Genomic DNA, 15,108 nt, shown 5'->3' with positions numbered 1-15,108 from the left:
GGGCCGGCGTCCTTAAGCAACCAGCGGTGTTTGACGTTTGCGGCGGTCAATGGCTTGTTGGGATCGATCCTTGAAGGTCCAATCAGAAAAAGCAGAGCCAAAAATAAAACCATGGGAAACGCCTACGAAATCTACGCACTGCGCTATGCGACGATGTCGCCGCGCACCCCGAACATGAACTTCCTGGCGCCGGATCCGCATGACAGCGCGGCGCAGGATCTCGACTACTTCGTTTGGCTGATCCGCGGCAGCGGGCGCGATATCCTGGTCGATACCGGCTTCAATGCCGAGGAGGCTGCCGCGCGGGCGCGCAAGCTGACGCTCAATCCGGTCGACGCGCTCGAGCGCTTTGGCGTCGCGGCGTCAGGCATTCGCGACATTATCGTGACGCATCTGCATTACGATCACGCCGGCAATCTCGATCGCTTTGCGAATGCGCGCTTCCATCTCCAGGAGCGCGAGATGGCTTACGCGACGGGGCGCTGCATGTGCAACGGCCTGCTGCGACATCCGTTCTCGGTCGAGCACGTCACGCAGATGGTGCGCCATGTCTATGGTGAGCGCGTCACGTTCTATTCCGGCGACGGCGAGGTCGCGCCCGGCGTCACCGTGCACCGCGTCGGCGGCCATTCGGACGGTCTGCAGGTTGTCAGGGTCGAGACCGCGCACGGGCCGGTGGTGCTCGCCTCCGATGCCGCACACTACTACGCCAATCTCCAGCGCCGGAGCCCGTTTCCGATCGTCTACAATGTCGGCGACATGGCGGTCGGCTGGGAGACGATCGAGCGCCTCGCCGGCCATCCCGACCGGTTCATTCCCGGCCACGATCCGATCGTGACGGAGATCTATCCGCGCGCCAGCGACAAGGTCGACGCCTGGGCGCTGCATCTGCCGCCGTCGAGATCGTTTGCGAAGTGACCGTATAGCACCTCATGGTGAGGAGGCGCGAAGCGCCGTCTCGAACCATCAAGGCCCCGCTGCTACACCTCGGCCTTCATCCTTCGAGACGCGCGCAAGAGCGCGCTCCTCAGGATGAGGGGCTCGCGTTGTGCGGGGACGACTAATACGCCTGCTTGGCGTCGGCCTCTTCGCTGGTCTGGATCAGGTCGAGGCTCTCTTCGATCTTGCCCAGCAGGGCCGACAATTGCTTGCGCTCCTGCACGGAGAGGCAGGCGAGGATCTCGTCCTCCCGCCGCAACAGTTGCGGAAACAGCTCCTCGTAGAGCGCGCGGCCTTTCTTCGTCAGTTGCAGGCGGAATTCACGGCGGTCGGCTTCGTTCTCGACGCGTTCGATCAGGTCCTGATGCAGCAGCGTCGTCACCGCCCGGCTGATGGTCGATTTGTGCGTGCGGGTGCATTGCGCGATGTATTGCGCGCTACAGGCGTCGTTGCGGAAGCCCAGCGTGGCAATCACGCGCCAGGCTGGAATGTCGAGGCCGTGACGCTCCTGATATTCGACCGCGAGCGCGGAACTCACTTCCGCCGCGAGCCGGTTCAGGCGGAACGGCACGAACCTGAACAGGTCGAGCCGCGCCTTGAACCCCGCCTTGAACCCCGCCTTGAATCCCGCCTTGGCTTTCGGCGATGCCTCGTCCGCTTCTCGTGCCTTCAGCGCAGTGTCTGATGTCCTCGCCAAGAATGCGCTCCGAATTCCGGTTGACGGCCGGCTAGCTCCGGTCCAAAATAGTTGCACGTGAGACTATATAGCAGAGCAGTCCTCTTCTGACCAGAGCCGAGGTTTAGCGCATGGCGCAGGCCAAGAGCCAACAGGCCAACACCCAACTGGCCAAGACCCAGTTCGGTTATCGCCGTCACCCCGATCAGGATCGCTCCGTCCAGAACCCGGCCGAGCACGCGGTCGTGGTTGTCGGTGCAGGCCCGGTCGGGCTGTCGCTGGCGATCGATCTCGCCCAGCGCGGCCAGCGCGTCCTGCTTCTGGACGATGCCGACCGCATCGGCGAAGGCTCGCGCGCGATCTGCTTCTCGAAGCGGTCGCTGGAATATTGGGACCGGCTCGGCGTCGGCGATCGCATGGTCGACAAGGGCGTGGTCTGGAGCGTCGGCCGGATCTTTCACGGCGAGTCCCAGCTCTACCAGTTCAACTTGCTGCCGGAGGACGGCCACAAGCGGCCGGCCTTCATCAACCTCCAGCAATATTACGCAGAGGCCTATCTGGTCGATCGCATCAATGATTTACCGGAAATCGACCTGCGCTGGCGTAACAAGGTGACGGCGCTGGAGCAACGCAACGATTCCGTTGCGCTGACGATCGAGACGCCTGAAGGTGCCTACCGCGTGCATGCACACTATGTCGTTGCCTGCGACGGTGCGCGGTCCTCGCTGCGCCAGATGGTCGGCGCCGACTTTGCCGGACAGGTGTTCGAGGACCAGTTCCTGATCGCCGACGTGAAGATGACTGCGGAATTTCCGACCGAGCGCTGGTTCTGGTTCGATCCGCCGTTTCACGCTGGCCGGTCTGCGCTGTTGCACCGACAGCCCGACGATATCTGGCGGATCGACCTTCAGCTCAATCGTTATGCCGATCCCGTCGTCGAGAAGAAGCCAGAGAACGTGCGGCCACGCATCGCACGCATGCTGGGGCATGACAAGTTCGAGTTCGAGTGGATCTCGCTCTACAAATTCCAGTGCCGGCGGATGGACCGCTTCATCCATGGCCGTGTGCTCTTCGCTGGCGATTCCGCGCATCAGGTCTCGCCGTTCGGCGCGCGCGGTGCCAACTCAGGGCTCGAAGACGCGGAAAATCTCGCTTGGAAGCTTGACCGAGTGTTGCGCGGGGCATCGCCTGCCCGTCTGCTCGAAAGCTACCATGTCGAACGCAGCATGGCGGCTGACGAGAACATTCGCGAGTCCACCCGATCGACCGATTTCATGGCGCCGAATACGTCGCAGGAAGCGCGGCTGCGCAAGGCGGTGCTGTCGCTGGCGAAGGAGACAGAGTTCGGCAAGCGCATGGTCAATGGCGGGCGGCTCTCGGTGCCATGCAGCTACGATACGCCGCTGTCATCGCCCGACGTCGACGCATGGCGCGGCGGACCGCAGCCCGGTTGTTCCATGCTCGATGCGCCCGTTGCGGCCGGCGCGGGCGGGCAGGCCTATCTGACGGACGCGTTCCGCGAGGGGGGAACGGAGTTCACCTTGCTGTCGTTCAGCAATGGAGCAGCGATCGAGCCCCTTGATGGTGTCAAGGACATCCGCATCGGCGCGGGCGGTCTGGCCGATCCGGCAAGTCTTGTCGCAAAGCGTTACGACGCCGAGCCCGGCTCCACCTATCTGCTCAGGCCGGATGGCTACGTCGCGGCACGCTTCCGCCACCCGACACGCGCTCGCGTCGCGGCCGCGCTGTCGCGGGCCCAAGGCTTGAACTAAAGTGCTTGAATTGAGGTTACAGCATGCCGTTGTCCACCGCTTCCAATTTCGCACGGCCCGATGACGCCTTTCGCGCCATCGTCGAGGCTCATCGCGGCCTCACGGACGAGCAGAGCGCCGATGTCGACGCCGCGCTGGTGCTGATCCTCGCCAACCACATCGGCGACATCGACCTGCTGCGGGAAGCGATCGTGCTGGCAAAGCGCCGCATGATCGACGGTCAGCAGCAACAACAGCAACAACAATAGCCAGCTCTCAAAGGATAAATTGATGGCGAAGAACTTCGCATCCACCGGCGATCTCTCCGAGAAGAAGATCACCTTCTCCGAGATCGGCACCGATCTCTACGCCTTCACCGCGGAAGGCGATCCGAACACGGCCGTCATCGTTGGCGACGACGGCTGCCTCGTGTTCGACGCTCAGGCAACGCCCGCAATGGCCAACAAAGTGATCGAGCGCGTGCGAGCCGTCACCGATAAGCCGATCAAATACGTCGTGCTGTCGCACTATCACGCCGTGCGCGTTCTCGGCGCATCCGCCTACAAGGCGCAGGGCATCGTCGCCTCGCAGGAGACCTATCGTCTGATCGAGGAGCGCGGCCAGCAGGACTGGGATTCCGAATACGGCCGCTTTCCGCGTCTGTTCCAGGATGCGGCGAGCATTCCCGGCCTGACCTGGCCGACGCTGACCTTCGAAGGCGAGATGTCGATCTATCTCGGCAAGCGCGAGGTGCGGCTGATGCAGCTTGGCGCAGGCCACACCTCCGGCGACATCGTTGCCTGGGTGCCGGACGCCGAAGTCATGTTCTCGGGCGATCTCATCGAATATCACTCGGCCTGCTATTGCGGGGACGCGCATCTGCGCGAATGGCCGCTGACACTGAACGAAATCCGCAATTTCAATCCGAAGGCGATTGCGCCCGGCCGCGGCGATGCGCTGAAGGGGCTCGGAACGGGGCGCGAGGCGATCGCGATGACGCGCGACTTCGTCACCACGCTCTACGGCGCCGCTGAAATGTCCGTCGCTAAGGGACGCTCGCTCAAGGACACCATGGCGGCGGCGCGCGAGGTGATGGATCCAAAATTTTCCAGCTTTGCCATCTACGAGCACTGCCTGCCGTTCAACGTGTCGCGCGCCTTCGACGAGGCCTCGGGGATCGATGACCCCGTGATCTGGACCGACAAGCGCGACCAGGAGATGTGGGCCGCCCTGCAAGGAGGAGGATCATCATGAACATCAATACCTCGCCGGATCAGATCGTTCGCAGCACCGCACAGGTCACGCCGGGCTACATGTCCGGCTTCGGCAACAGCTTTGAAACGGAGGCGCTGCCGGGCGCGCTGCCGATCGGGCGCAACTCGCCGCAGCGCTGCGCCTATGGGCTCTACGCCGAGCAGCTCTCCGGCTCGCCCTTCACGGCGCCGCGCGGCACCAATGAGCGATCTTGGCTGTATCGCATCCGCCCGTCGGTGAAGCATTCGGGACGTTTCGAGAAGGCCGATGCCGGGTTGTGGCGCTCGGCACCATGCCATGAAAACGATCTGCCGATCGCGCAACTGCGCTGGGATCCAGCGCCGATCCCGAAGGAGGACATGACCTTCCTCCAGGGCGTGCAGACCATGACGACGGCCGGCGACGTCAACACGCAGGCTGGCATGGCCGCGCATGTCTATCTCATCACCAAGTCGATGGTGGACCAACATTTCTACAATGCCGACGGCGAGCTGATGTTCGTGCTGCAGCAGGGCAATCTGCGCGTCGTCACCGAGTTCGGCCGCATCGACGCCGAGCCGGGTGAGATCGTGGTAATCCCGCGCGGCGTCAAATTCCGCGTCGAGATTCCGAACGGGCCGGCGCGCGGCTACCTCTGCGAGAACTACGGTGGCGCCTTCACGCTGCCGGAACGCGGGCCGATCGGCGCCAACTGCCTCGCCAATGCGCGCGACTTCCTGACGCCGGTCGCCTGCTACGAGGACAAGGACACGCCGACCGAGCTGTTCGTGAAATGGGGCGGCGCGCTGTTCAAGACCACGCTGCCGCACTCACCGATCGATGTCGTCGCCTGGCACGGCAATTATGCGCCCTACAAATACGATCTGCGCACGTTCTCGCCAGTCGGCGCGATCAGCTTCGACCATCCGGATCCCTCGATCTTCACGGTGCTGACCTCGCCGTCTGAGACGGCGGGCACCGCGAATATCGATTTCGTCATTTTCCCCGAGCGCTGGTTGGTTGCCGAGAACACCTTCCGTCCACCCTGGTACCACATGAACATCATGAGCGAGTTCATGGGCCTGATCTACGGCGTCTATGACGCCAAGCCGCAAGGCTTCGTCCCCGGCGGCATGTCGCTGCACAATTGCATGCTGCCGCACGGCCCCGATCGCGACGCCTTCGAGCACGCCAGCAACGGCGAATTGAAGCCGGTGAAGCTGACAGGCACCATGGCCTTCATGTTCGAGACCCGCTATCCGCAGCGCGTGACGGCGCATGCCGCAAATTCCGCCACGTTGCAGGACGACTATGCGGATTGCTGGACGGGCCTCGAAAAGCGGTTCGATCCGAACCGGCCGTAGTTCTTCTTACCCTCCCCTGGAGGGGGAGGGTCGCTCGCGTCAGCGAGCGGGGTGGGGTGACAGTCTCTCCATTGAGGCGGTGCCCGTGTTGAGAGATCACCCCACCCCGCTTCGCATTTCGCTACGCTCATGCGAAACGACCCTCCCCCTCCAGGGGAGGGTGACAGAGCCAACGGACAACCAATGCCCCATCCCAACGATCCCAGCCTCCGCTCCTTCATCGACGTCGATGCCGCGTCCGACTTCCCGATCCAGAACCTGCCCTACGGCGTGTTCTCGACCGTAGCCAATCCGACGCCCCGCGTCGGCGTCGCCATCGGCAATTACGTGCTCGATCTCTGGGAGCTCGAGCAAGACTCCCGGCTCGACGTCGGACCGCTCGGGGTGTTTTCAGCGCCGTCGCTCAATGCCTTCATGGCCCTCGGGCCCAAGGTCTGGTCGAAGACGCGGGCGCGAATCAGCGAGCTGTTGCGCGCCGATCATCCGGAGCTGCGTGACAACAGGGAACTGCGCGCGCGGGCGCTGGTGCCGATGGCGGATGTGACAATGCACATGCCATTCGCGGTCTCCGGCTACACCGATTTCTATTCATCCAAGGAGCACGCCACCAATGTCGGCGTGATGTTCCGCGGCAAGGACAATGCGCTGCAGCCGAACTGGCTCCATATGCCGATCGGCTATAACGGCCGTGCCTCGACGGTCGTCGTCAGCGGCACCAAAGTGCGGCGGCCGCGCGGGCAGTTGAAGCCGCCGAACGTGGAGACGCCGAGCTTTGCGCCGTGCAAGCGGCTCGATTTCGAGCTGGAGATGGGCGTCGTGATTGGCCAGGCCTCAGCCATGGGCGGCATGCTAACCGAGCAACAAGCCGAGGAGATGATCTTTGGCTTCGTGCTGCTCAACGACTGGAGCGCGCGCGACATCCAGCAATGGGAATACGTGCCGCTGGGGCCGTTCCTGGCGAAAGCGTTTGCGACCTCGATCAGTCCGTGGGTGGTGACGCGCGAGGCGCTGGAGCCGTTCCGGCTGAACGGGCCAGAGCAGGAGCCGGCGCCGCTGGATTATCTCAAGCAGGGCAAGGCACAGAACTACAGCATCGAGCTCGATGTCTACCTGCGCCCGGGCAGCGCGAATGCGCCAACGAGCATCAGCCGCACCAACTTCAAATACATGTACTGGTCCTCGGTGCAGCAGCTGATGCATCATGCGTCGAGCGGCTGCGCGATGAACGTCGGCGATCTCTTGGGGTCCGGCACGATCTCCGGCCCGGAGAAGAATCAGCGCGGCAGCCTCTTGGAAATCAGCTGGAATGGCACCGAGCCGGTCGAACTGCCCGGCGGCGCCAAGCGGTCGTTCCTGGAAGACGGCGATAGCCTCGTCATGCGCGGCTGGTGCCAGGGCAACGGCTACCGCGTCGGCTTCGGCGAGGTCGAGGGCACGATTTTGCCGGCGGAGTGAGGCTCGGTCGTCGCCACCCACTCCGTCATTGCGAGCGCAGCGAAGCAATCCAGAATCTTTCCGCAGAGGCAGTCTGGATTGCTTCGTCGCGAAGGGCTCCTCGCAATGACGCGTGGAGAGACCTACCGTTTCTCAGCCGGCACGTCGCGTATCCTCGCGCAATGCGCGGCAACGTCCTCCAGGCTGTACTTCAGATGCACTCGCTTGTCTGATGGTGCCTGCTTGGACGTGCACACGCCCGGCCGCCATTCCTGCGTGGGGCGGATCGGGCGCGGGGCAAAGCCGCCGCCGCAGTTCGGGCAGACGTTGGACAGTTTCGTCTCGACACACTCCGCGCAGAACGTGCATTCATAGGAGCAGATCCGCGCATCCGTTGCATTCGGCGGCAGGTCGCGATCGCAATATTCGCAGTTCGGTCGAAGTTGCAGCGCCATTTTGAAAGCCCTCGCTCGAAGCGAACGCATCATCGCAAATCAGGCAGAAATCGCGAATGCCGCATTTCCCTCGATTTCAGCCAGCCTTCAAATCCTTCAGTGGCAGCCGCGTGCTCTCCTTCAGCCTGTCAAGCACGATCGATGAGCGCACATGCGCCACGCTCTGGTGCGGCATCAGCACATCGTTGACGAGGTTGGAGAGCCCCTTGAGGTCGCGCAGCACGGCCTTCAACACGTAGTCGGCATCGCCTGTCAGCGAATAGGCCTCCTGGATCTCGTCGATGCGGTTCACAAGCGTGCGGAAGCGCTTGGAATTGTCCGGCGAGTGCGTGGCCAGCGTCACCTGGATGAAGGCGACCACGCCGAAACCGAGCGCCTCGCTGGAGAGGTCGGCGTGATAGCCCGCGATCACCTTCTCCTCCTCCAGCCGCATCCGCCGCCGCGAGCATTGCGAGGCCGAGAGGCCCGCGAGCTCGGCAAGTTCCTGGTTGGTGAGGCGACCGTCATCCTGGAGCGCGCTCAGAATCCTGACGTCGAAGGCGTCTACTGAAATCATGCGCGAAATGTCCAATCCATGCACAAACTGTGCGTAGGGTAGCGAAAATGCGTCCCGATTGCACGCTCCTTGCGCGCTTGATGAAGGATAGTTCAGGGCAGCAGCAATTGGGAGAGCACCATGGGTCCGTTTCCGCACGATGCACCGCCGGCCACGATCAGCGCCGACAATCCGATGGGGACCGACGGGTTCGAGTTCGTCGAGTATGCGCACCCCAACCCGCAAGAGCTGCACGCGCTGTTCAAGCTGATGGGCTATGCGCCCGTCGCGCGCCACAAGAGCATGGCAATCACGGTCTATCGCCAGGGCGACATCAACTATCTCGTCAACGAGGAGCCCGGCACCCACGGTTATGACTTTGTCGCCGCGCATGGCCCCTGCGCGCCGTCGATGGCGTTCCGCGTGGTCGATGCCAAGGCGGCTCATGATCGGGCGATTGCGCTCGGCGCCGAACCGGCCGATGTGTCATCCGCGCAGAAGGCGCTCGACGTCCCCGCGATCAAGGGCATCGGCGGCAGCCTGCTCTATTTCGTCGATCGCTATGGGGCCAAGGGCTCGGCCTATGATGCCGAGTTCGAATGGCTCGGCGCGCGCGATCCGCGTCCCCTAGGTGCCGGCCTGTTCTATCTCGACCACCTCACCCACAACGTCCACCGCGGCCGCATGGATGTCTGGACCGGCTTCTACGAGAAGCTCTTCAATTTCCGCCAGATCCGCTTCTTCGACATCGAAGGACGTGCGTCGGGCCTGTTCTCGCGGGCGCTGACCAGCCCCGACGGCAAGATCCGGATTCCGATCAACGAGGATGCCGGCGATTCCGGCCAGATCGAGGAATATCTGAAGATCTATCGCGGCGAAGGCATCCAGCACATCGCCTGCGGCTGCCGCGACATCTACAGCACGATCGAGGGCCTTCGCGAAGTCGGCCTGCCGTTCATGCCGGCTCCGCCCGCCACCTATTTCGAGCGGATCGACGCCCGTCTGCCCCAGCATGGCGAGGACGTTGCGCGGCTTCAGAACAATGGCATCCTGATCGACGGCGAGAGCGTCGTCGACGGCGGCCAGACCAAGGTGCTGCTCCAGATCTTCTCGGCCAACGCGATTGGCCCGATCTTCTTCGAGTTCATTCAGCGCAAGGGCGATGACGGCTTTGGCGAGGGCAATTTCAAGGCCCTGTTCGAGTCGATCGAGGAAGATCAGATCCGCCGTGGGGTGCTGAAGGTGGATGCGGCGGCTTAGGCCGCCGCGTTGGACGCGACTGCTGCCAACCAACAGGTGTCGTCCCGGACAAGCGCGCCAAAGCGCGCGTAGATCCGGGACCCATATCCACAGGACGTAGTCGCGGCGCGAGGCGCCAACTCCGAGTCTTCGCAACCACATCCGCCTGTGGTTATGGATCCCGGATCGGCGCGCGCGCTTAGGGGGCGCGCTTGTCCGGGATGACGAGAGGAGGTTGGTGCGCTGACCGGGAGTTTATCTTCCCGCTTTCCACGCCTTCGTCACCGCCCCGAGCTCCGCCGCCTCCGGCTCGCGCACCGCCGACGGCGTCCGCGAGAACCTTGGCGCCGGTGCCGGCTGCTTGACGCCGTGGCGCTCGACGAAGACGTTCCGGGCGACCATGTGCGGATGTTCGGTCGCTTCCGACATGGTCAGCACCGGCGCGAAGCAGATGTCGGTGCCTTCCATGATCTTGCACCAGTCCTCGCGCGTCTTGCTCTTGAACACGGCCTTCAGCTTCTCCTTCAGCGCGGGCCAGGCCTTGCGGTCCATCTGCGCGTCGAAATCGGCATCGGTTAGGCCAGCGTGCTCGCGCAGCAGCGCATAGAACTGCGGCTCGATCGAGCCGATCGAGACGAAATGGCCGCAGGCGCATTCGTAGACGCCGTAGAAATGCGCGCCGCCGTCGAGGAAATTCTGGTTGCGGCCCTCGGTCCAGCGGCCGATCGTGGTCATGTCGAAGAAGAACGACATCAGCGATGCCGCGCCGTCGCACATCGCAGCGTCGACCACCTGGCCCTTGCCCGACCTCGAGGCTTCCAGCAATGCGGCGAGCACGCCGACGACGAGATAGAGCGCGCCGCCGCCGAAATCACCGACCAGGTTGAGCGGCGGCACCGGCGCTTCTTTGGTGCCGATCGCGGCGAGCGCGCCGGTGATCGAGATGTAATTGATGTCGTGGCCGGCGGCGTTTGCAAGCGGGCCTTCCTGGCCCCAGCCGGTCATGCGGCCGTAGACGAGCTTTGGATTGCGGGCAAGCACCACGTCAGGGCCGAGCCCGAGCCGCTCCATCACGCCGGGACGGAAACCTTCGACCAGCGCGTCCGCGCTGGCAAGCAGGTCGAGCACCTCTGCGATTGCAGCCTTGTCCTTGAGGTCGAGCTCGACCACCTTGCGGCCGCGTCCGGCCACCGACTTCATGCTCTTCTTCGCGCCGACGCGGTCGAGGGTAACGACCTCGGCGCCCATGTCGGCCAGCATCATGCTGGCGAACGGACCCGGGCCGATGCCGGCGAATTCGACGATGCGGAAGCCTGAAAGCGGGCCTGAGGTGCGGACGGAGGAGCCTTCTGATTTTTCTTGGGCTGATTTGTCGAGCACGTTGTTGTTTCCTCGGGTCTCGAGGCGCGGATCGCCAATGATCGACAGGCGCTCGGGACGTTCCTCTGTGGGGCGAGTTAATTGGCTGATTAACTTTTCCCGCCTTCACGCCAGCGAGGCAAGCGATTTTCATGCCGCATAGCCGAAATAAAAGCGGCGCGCACCGAAGTGCGCGCCGCGGAAAATTTGTGTTGAGGCGCTATCAACCAGCCGCGGCTACGGCGCGTTGCGCCATCACCTTGATCAGATTGGCACGGTACTCCGACGTGCCGTGGATATCTGACAGCAGATTGCTCGCCGAAATGGTCACGCCATCGATGGCTGACGGCGACCAGCTTGTCTTCAGCGCGGCCTCGATCGCGGGCACCCGCATCACGCCGCTTTGCGAGGCGCCGGTCGCGGCGACTCGGATCTCGCCCGATTTCGTCTGCGCGACGAAGACGGCGGTGAGCGCGAAGCGCGAGGCGGGATGCGGCATCTTGGCGTAGCCCGCCTTCTGCGGAACCGGGAACGACACCGACGTGATGATCTCGCCGTCCTCGAGGGCGGTCGTGAACAGGCCCTTGAAGAAATCCTCCGCCGCAATCGACCGCTTGTTAGTCTTCACGGTGGCGCCGAGCGCGAGCAGCGCGGCGGGATAATCCGCGGCAGGATCGTTGTTGGCGATCGAGCCGCCGATCGTGCCGCGGTATCGCACGGCGGGATCGCCGATCAGCGACGCCAGATAGGCAAGCGCGGGTATCGCCTTCTTCACGGCGTCGCTGGTCGCGACGTCATAATGCGGTGTTGCGGCCTTGACGGTCAGCGTGTCGCCCGAGACCTCGATGCCGATCAACTCCTTGATCTTGCCGAGATCGATCACATCCGACGGGCTGGCGAGCCGCTGCTTCATGACCGGCAGCAGCGTCTGGCCGCCGGCGAGAAATTTCGCCTCACTACCCTTCGCGAAGAGAGCGGCGGCCTCATCGACCGAGGAGGCGCGATGATAAGTGGTCTGATACATCTTTGATGCTCCTCTCAGGCCGCGTGGATCGTGCGCCACACCCGGTCCGGGGTGGCAGGCATTTCCAGATTGTTCTTGCCGATCGCATCCGTGATCGCGTTGATCACGGCCGCAGAGGCGCCGATCGCGCCGGCCTCACCGCAACCCTTGATGCCCAAGGGATTGCCCGGGCAGAGCGTCGTGGTGTGGGAGAGCTTGAACGACGGCAGATCGTCGGCGCGCGGCATGGAGTAGTCCATGAACGAGGCCGTGACCGGCTGGCCGTTGGCATCATAGATAGCGTGCTCGAGCAGCGCCTGCCCGATGCCTTGAGCGAGGCCGCCATGGACCTGGCCCTCGACGATCATCGGGTTGATCAGCCGGCCGAAATCGTCGGCCGCGACGAAGTTGACGAAGGAGGTCTTGCCTGTGCCGGGATCGACCTCGACTTCACAGATGTACGCCCCTGCCGGGAAGGTGAAGTTGGTCGGATCGTAGAAGGCGCTCTCCTTCAGGCCCGGCTCCATCCCATCCGGCAGATTGTGCGCGGTGTAGGCCGCGAGAGCGACCATCGGCAGCGCGATCGCCTTGTCGGTGCCGGTCACCTTGAACTCGCCATTCTCGATGACGATGTCGGCCTCCGATGCCTCCAGCGCATGCGCGGCGATCTTCTTGGCCTTGGCTTCCATCTTCTCCATGGCCTTGAGGATCGCGGTGAGACCGACGGCCGCGGAGCGCGAGCCGTAGGTGCCCATGCCGAACTGCACCTTGTCGGTGTCGCCATGGACGATCGAGACCTGGCTGATGGGAATGCCGAGTCGCTCCGCGACGAGCTGGCAGAACGTGGTCTCGTGACCCTGACCGTGGCTGTGCGAGCCCGTCAGGATCTCGATGGTGCCGACCGGGTTGACGCGTACCTCGGCGGATTCCCACAAGCCGACGCCGGCGCCCAGGCTGCCGACCGCCTTCGAGGGCGCGATGCCGCAGGCCTCGATGTAGCAGGACACGCCGATGCCGCGCAGCATGCCGTCGGCTTTCGCCTTGGCCTTGCGTGCGGCAAAGCCGGCATAGTCGATCGCCTTCATCGCGGCATCGAGCGAGGCGTTAAAGTCGCCGGTGTCATAGGCCATGATCACCGGCGTCTGGTGCGGGAACTGGGTGATGAAGTTCTGCCGGCGCAGCGCGGCCGGATCGACCTTCAGCTGCCGCGCCGCCGTCTCCATCAGCCGTTCGATCAGATAGCTCGCCTCGGGGCGGCCCGCGCCGCGATAGGCGTCGACCGGGGTGGTGTTGGTGTAGACCCCGATCACCTCGGCATGGATCGCCGGGATGTTGTACTGGCCCGACAGCAGCGTCGCGTAGAGATAGGTCGGCACCGACGACGAGAACAGCGACATGTAGGCGCCGAAATTGGCGTAGGTCTTCACCTTCAAGCCGGTGATGTTGTTGTTGGCGTCAAATGCCATCTCGGCATGGGTGACATGGTCGCGGCCATGCGCGTCGGTGAGGAAGGCCTCGGTGCGGTCGCCGGTCCATTTCACGGGACGGCCGACTTTCTTCGAAGCCCACAGCGCCACCATCTCTTCGGGATAGATGAAGATCTTCGAGCCGAAGCCGCCGCCGACGTCCGGGGCGATCACGCGTAGCTTGTGCTCGGGCGCGATGTTGTAGAATGCCGACAGCACGAGGCGGGCGACGTGGGGATTCTGCGACGTCGTGTAGAGCGTGAAATGCTCCTCCGCCGAATCGTAATCGGCGATCGCCGCCCTCGGCTCCATCGCATTGGGCGCGAGGCGGTTGTTGGTGACGTCGAGCTTGACCACATTGGCGGCCTTCGAGAAGGCGGCGTCGGTCGCGCCCTCATCGCCGATGACCCAGTCATAAACCTGGTTGCCGGGGGCCTCGGGATGAAGCTGCGGCGCGCCAGCCTTGATCGCGGCATGCACGTCGGCGACCGCGGGAAGCTCTTCATAGTCGACGACGACCGCTTCCGCCGCATCGCGCGCGAGATTCTTGGTCTCGGCGATCACCACCGCGACGGCCTGACCGACGAAACGCACCGTCTCGGGCGCCATCGCCGGCCATGCGCCCATCTTCATCGGGCTGCCGTCCTTCGACGTGATGGCCCAGCCGCAGATGAGGTTGCCGACCTTGTCGTCGACAATTTGCTGGCCGGTAAGTACCGCGACCACGCCCGGCATCTTCAGCGCCTCGGCGGAGTCGATCCCCTTCACCTTGGCATGCGCGTGCGGGCTTCTGATGAAATGGGCATGGGTCATGCCCTGCAATTTGATGTCGTCGACGTACCGGCCCTTGCCGGTGATGAAACGCTTGTCTTCCTTGCGCACGACGCTTGCGCCGATGCCTTCAACACCCATGTCCTGTCCTCCCGACTGGAATTCTGTGTTTTGCCCGCCCTTTCCATCGAAAGCGGCGGTGGTGATTCTTGTTCGAGGCGAGCCGTATTACTCGGCCGCCTGCGAAACCTTCATGCGTCCGGCCGCATCCAGCACGGCTTTGACGATGTTGTGGTAACCGGTGCAGCGGCAGATATTGCCTTCGAGCTCTTGGCGGACGGTCGCCTCGTCGAGCTCGCCACCATGGCGGTGCACAATGTCGATCGCCGACATGATCATGCCCGGCGTGCAATAGCCGCACTGCAGGCCGTGATTGTCGCGGAAGGCGGCCTGCATGGGGTGCAGCTCGTCGCCCCTGGCGATGCCTTCAATGGTGGTGACGTTGGCGCCGTCGGCCTGTCCCGCCAGCATGGTGCAGGATTTCACCGCCTTGCCGTCCATGTGCACGACGCAAGCGCCGCACTGGCTGGTGTCGCAGCCGACATGGGTCCCGGTGAGGTTGAGGTGATCGCGCAGGAGCTGGACCAGCAGGGTGCGGTCCTCGACGTCAACGGCAACAGCCTTGCCGTTCACTGTCAGTTTGACTGTAGACACGGTGAAGTCCTCCCGGGATTGATTTTGATTGTTTCTAATTAGAGACCAGCGACCCGGAACTTTGCAACTACGATTTTGGCCGCCCCGGTCATGGAAAAGTCATCGATCGCGACGATCGCGCAATAAGTTGCGCGGGTGGGTCGGCCAAACGGACCGCCGGCGCGGATGC

The 15,108-nt window shown here is 63.6% G+C and carries 14 protein-coding genes; 7 read left to right on the top strand and 7 right to left on the bottom strand.

Features of this window, described 5'->3' with window-relative positions; translation table 11 throughout:
* Positions 1 to 111 precede the first annotated feature (111 nt).
* Complete coding sequence (locus GWG65_RS15860) at positions 112 to 918, top strand: N-acyl homoserine lactonase family protein (RefSeq protein ID WP_275196498.1); 807 nt, start codon at positions 112 to 114, stop codon at positions 916 to 918.
* Positions 919 to 1,060: 142 nt separating this feature from the next.
* Here the strand turns inward: GWG65_RS15860 and GWG65_RS15855 are convergent, their stop codons facing one another.
* Positions 1,061 to 1,636, bottom strand: a complete 576-nt coding sequence (locus GWG65_RS15855; RefSeq protein ID WP_275196497.1) for a MarR family transcriptional regulator — start codon at positions 1,634 to 1,636, stop codon at positions 1,061 to 1,063.
* A gap of 110 nt (positions 1,637 to 1,746) precedes the next feature.
* Between GWG65_RS15855 and GWG65_RS15850 the strand changes: the two genes are divergently transcribed.
* The 5 genes from GWG65_RS15850 (at position 1,747) to fahA (ending at position 7,418) form a co-directional block, all read left to right on the top strand.
* On the top strand, positions 1,747 to 3,387 hold the full coding sequence (locus tag GWG65_RS15850; RefSeq protein WP_275196496.1) for an FAD-dependent oxidoreductase: 1,641 nt from the start codon (positions 1,747 to 1,749) through the stop codon (positions 3,385 to 3,387).
* A gap of 23 nt (positions 3,388 to 3,410) precedes the next feature.
* Positions 3,411 to 3,635 carry a DUF2783 domain-containing protein gene (locus GWG65_RS15845; protein ID WP_275196495.1) on the top strand — a complete coding sequence of 75 codons (225 nt, stop codon included), beginning with the start codon at positions 3,411 to 3,413 and terminating at the stop codon, positions 3,633 to 3,635.
* 22 nt (positions 3,636 to 3,657) lie between these two features.
* The gene (locus tag GWG65_RS15840) at positions 3,658 to 4,620 is read left to right on the top strand and encodes an MBL fold metallo-hydrolase (RefSeq protein ID WP_275196494.1); all 963 of its coding nucleotides are present in this window, start codon (positions 3,658 to 3,660) and stop codon (positions 4,618 to 4,620) included.
* Positions 4,617 to 5,963 (top strand): homogentisate 1,2-dioxygenase, encoded by a 1,347-nt coding sequence (hmgA, locus tag GWG65_RS15835; RefSeq protein ID WP_275196493.1) that lies wholly within the window; start codon positions 4,617 to 4,619, stop codon positions 5,961 to 5,963. Before GWG65_RS15840 ends, hmgA begins: the two co-directional genes overlap by 4 nt.
* A gap of 183 nt (positions 5,964 to 6,146) precedes the next feature.
* A complete protein-coding gene (gene fahA, locus GWG65_RS15830; RefSeq protein WP_275196492.1) occupies positions 6,147 to 7,418 on the top strand; it encodes a fumarylacetoacetase in 1,272 nt (423 codons plus the stop codon).
* Positions 7,419 to 7,540: 122 nt separating this feature from the next.
* On the opposite strand, the gene GWG65_RS15825 is transcribed toward fahA, so the two are convergent.
* Together GWG65_RS15825 and GWG65_RS15820 are read right to left on the bottom strand one after the other, a co-directional pair.
* Positions 7,541 to 7,852 carry a DUF1272 domain-containing protein gene (locus GWG65_RS15825; protein ID WP_275196491.1) on the bottom strand — a complete coding sequence of 104 codons (312 nt, stop codon included), beginning with the start codon at positions 7,850 to 7,852 and terminating at the stop codon, positions 7,541 to 7,543.
* A 76-nt stretch (positions 7,853 to 7,928) separates the two neighbouring features.
* Entirely contained in the window at positions 7,929 to 8,408 is a 480-nt protein-coding gene (locus tag GWG65_RS15820) for an Lrp/AsnC family transcriptional regulator (protein WP_275196490.1), read from the bottom strand.
* Between the two features lie 120 nt (positions 8,409 to 8,528).
* Between GWG65_RS15820 and hppD the strand changes: the two genes are divergently transcribed.
* The gene (gene hppD / locus GWG65_RS15815; RefSeq protein ID WP_275196489.1) at positions 8,529 to 9,647 is read left to right on the top strand and encodes a 4-hydroxyphenylpyruvate dioxygenase; all 1,119 of its coding nucleotides are present in this window, start codon (positions 8,529 to 8,531) and stop codon (positions 9,645 to 9,647) included.
* A gap of 234 nt (positions 9,648 to 9,881) precedes the next feature.
* On the opposite strand, the gene GWG65_RS15810 is transcribed toward hppD, so the two are convergent.
* From GWG65_RS15810 to GWG65_RS15795, 4 genes are all read right to left on the bottom strand, one after another.
* The gene (locus tag GWG65_RS15810; RefSeq protein ID WP_275196488.1) at positions 9,882 to 11,006 is read right to left on the bottom strand and encodes a CaiB/BaiF CoA-transferase family protein; all 1,125 of its coding nucleotides are present in this window, start codon (positions 11,004 to 11,006) and stop codon (positions 9,882 to 9,884) included.
* A 202-nt stretch (positions 11,007 to 11,208) separates the two neighbouring features.
* The gene (locus GWG65_RS15805) at positions 11,209 to 12,009 is read right to left on the bottom strand and encodes a xanthine dehydrogenase family protein subunit M (protein ID WP_275196486.1); all 801 of its coding nucleotides are present in this window, start codon (positions 12,007 to 12,009) and stop codon (positions 11,209 to 11,211) included.
* Between the two features lie 14 nt (positions 12,010 to 12,023).
* A complete protein-coding gene (locus GWG65_RS15800) occupies positions 12,024 to 14,366 on the bottom strand; it encodes a xanthine dehydrogenase family protein molybdopterin-binding subunit (protein WP_275196484.1) in 2,343 nt (780 codons plus the stop codon).
* 87 nt (positions 14,367 to 14,453) lie between these two features.
* Positions 14,454 to 14,939: a (2Fe-2S)-binding protein gene (locus GWG65_RS15795; protein ID WP_275196483.1), complete on the bottom strand. Its 486-nt coding sequence runs from the start codon at positions 14,937 to 14,939 to the stop codon at positions 14,454 to 14,456.
* Between the last annotated feature and the right edge of the window lie 169 nt (positions 14,940 to 15,108).

Origin of the sequence: Bradyrhizobium sp. CSA207 (genome assembly GCF_029051685.1) — a bacterium.
Taxonomy (GTDB): Bacteria; Pseudomonadota; Alphaproteobacteria; order Rhizobiales; family Xanthobacteraceae; genus Bradyrhizobium.
The sequence above is the reverse complement of the archived record's forward strand: the minus strand, read 5'-3'. Positions and strand labels throughout refer to the sequence as shown.

Bases quoted from the DNA above. Each gene is read 5' to 3' on its own strand.
- GWG65_RS15820 (WP_275196490.1), bottom strand. From the start codon at position 8,408: ATGATTTCAGTAGACGCCTTCGACGTCAGGATTCTGAGCGCGCTCCAG.
- hppD (WP_275196489.1), top strand. From the start codon at position 8,529: ATGGGTCCGTTTCCGCACGATGCACCGCCGGCCACGATCAGCGCCGAC.
- fahA (WP_275196492.1), top strand. From the start codon at position 6,147: ATGCCCCATCCCAACGATCCCAGCCTCCGCTCCTTCATCGACGTCGAT.
- GWG65_RS15800 (WP_275196484.1), bottom strand. From the start codon at position 14,366: ATGGGTGTTGAAGGCATCGGCGCAAGCGTCGTGCGCAAGGAAGACAAG.
- GWG65_RS15825 (WP_275196491.1), bottom strand. From the start codon at position 7,852: ATGGCGCTGCAACTTCGACCGAACTGCGAATATTGCGATCGCGACCTG.
- GWG65_RS15845 (WP_275196495.1), top strand. From the start codon at position 3,411: ATGCCGTTGTCCACCGCTTCCAATTTCGCACGGCCCGATGACGCCTTT.
- GWG65_RS15805 (WP_275196486.1), bottom strand. From the start codon at position 12,009: ATGTATCAGACCACTTATCATCGCGCCTCCTCGGTCGATGAGGCCGCC.
- GWG65_RS15860 (WP_275196498.1), top strand. From the start codon at position 112: ATGGGAAACGCCTACGAAATCTACGCACTGCGCTATGCGACGATGTCG.
- GWG65_RS15840 (WP_275196494.1), top strand. From the start codon at position 3,658: ATGGCGAAGAACTTCGCATCCACCGGCGATCTCTCCGAGAAGAAGATC.
- GWG65_RS15850 (WP_275196496.1), top strand. From the start codon at position 1,747: ATGGCGCAGGCCAAGAGCCAACAGGCCAACACCCAACTGGCCAAGACC.
- hmgA (WP_275196493.1), top strand. From the start codon at position 4,617: ATGAACATCAATACCTCGCCGGATCAGATCGTTCGCAGCACCGCACAG.